The organism is Rothia sp. HSID18069 (genome assembly GCF_003989155.1).
Taxonomy (GTDB): Bacteria; Actinomycetota; Actinomycetes; order Actinomycetales; family Micrococcaceae; genus Rothia; species Rothia aeria.
Window position 1 is genome coordinate 1 of record NZ_RBMG01000020.1, and the last position, 1,525, is coordinate 1,525.

Annotated in this window: 1 protein-coding gene and 1 pseudogene; both read left to right on the plus strand. The window is 58.2% G+C overall.

The genetic code is table 11. From position 1 onward, the window contains the following. Positions 1–896, plus strand: an 896-nt coding sequence (locus tag D8M41_RS11380) for an SCO6880 family protein (RefSeq protein ID WP_342343143.1), incomplete at its 5' end; no start/stop codon positions are given. A gap of 15 nt (positions 897–911) precedes the next feature. Continuing rightward, a pseudogene (locus D8M41_RS11385) lies at positions 912–1,525 on the plus strand (ATP/GTP-binding protein); the annotation flags it as partial.

The following is a 1,525-nucleotide window of genomic DNA, read 5'->3' on the forward strand; positions in this document are numbered from 1 at the left end:
AAGCGACGCTTTCACCGGATGCTAGCCCTGTGGCGCAGCAGATGTTACAAGAAGCGGCTGTGACGTACCCGGCGGGGGTGACGCAGCATCAGGTGTGGGTAAGCCTGGTGTTTTCAGCGGCTCCTCGTCCGGGGGCGCGGCGGCGGAAGCCGGAAGATATGGTGCGGGAGTTAGCGAATAAGATCCCGTACTGGTGTGCTCATTTGGAATCGACGGGCGCGGGTCTTGCGACCCCGATGTCAGCTGGTGAGCTGGCAGAGATTGTGCGGGTTGCGTATGATCCGGCTGCCGCGCGTGTGTTGGATGATGCGGTGTATCAGGGGGGCGAGGTATCGCTTGATTTTGAGAATATTGGGCCTGCTGCGGCGGAAACGTTGTGGGATGAGTACCGGCATGATTCGGGTGTTTCGGTGTGTTGGACGATGTCTGAAGCTCCGCGTGGGACGGTGTATTCGAATGTGCTTTCTCGGTTGTTAGCCTCGCATGCTGCGGTGGATCGGAAGCGGGTGAGCTTGGTGTTCCGTCCGGTGGATTCGGCGCGTACTGCTGATGTGGTGGAAAAGGATCAGAACACGGCTAGGACTCGTTTGACGAGTACTAGGCATGGGTCAGCGCGGTTAGCGGCGGATTTGGACGCGGCGAATGCGACGGCTGCTGAAGAGGCTAAAGGTGCGGGGTTGACGTATTTTTCCATGATTGTTTCGGCCACGGTTGAGGATCCTGAGCGGTTACCGGAAGCGGTGGCTGCGGTGGAGCAGGAGTTAGCTCCGGCGGCCCGGATTATGTTGCGGCGCGCGTATGGGGGACATGATGCGGCGTTCGCGGCGACATTGCCGTTAGGGGTCATGCTTAATCGTCACGTGCTGCTGCCAGAAGCGATTAAGAGCGCACTGTAAAAAGGGAGAAGAGCCATGAAATTGCGTATGCGTCAGAAGAAACAGGGCCAGGACACGAAACAGCAGAAACAGAAGAAGTCTGAGGCTAAGAAGCAGCGGCGGGCGGCGGCTGAGAATAACAGGGCGCAGAACGGGTCTGCGTATGGGTTGAATGTCCCTGGTGGTGGGGCTGCTCGGATGTTTCAGTCTCCGCGTGAGTGGCGGGGTTCTACCCGTCAGGTGTGTGGGTTGTGGCCGTTTTCGGCGGGGGCTACGACACCGTATTCGGGTGCCCCGTTAGGGATTGATCTTGATAGTAATTCCCCGGTGGGGTGTGATCCGATTGCGTGGTTTGTGGACGGGATTATTAATAACCCCTCGGCGTTTATTTTGGCGTTGCCGGGGTATGGGAAGTCTACGCTGGTGCGGCATGCCCTGTTAGGGATGAATGGGCGGGGGATTATCCCGCTGGTGCCGGGGGATTTGAAACCGGATTATGTGGATGAGATTGAAGCGATGGGTGGGCAGGTGATTCAGCTGGCTCCTGGGCGTGGGCATCTGAATGTGCTGGATCCGGGAGAGATTAGCGCGATCGCGGATCGGCTTCCGCCTGATATTCGTGAAAAGCTGCTCGTGGATGCTCATACTCG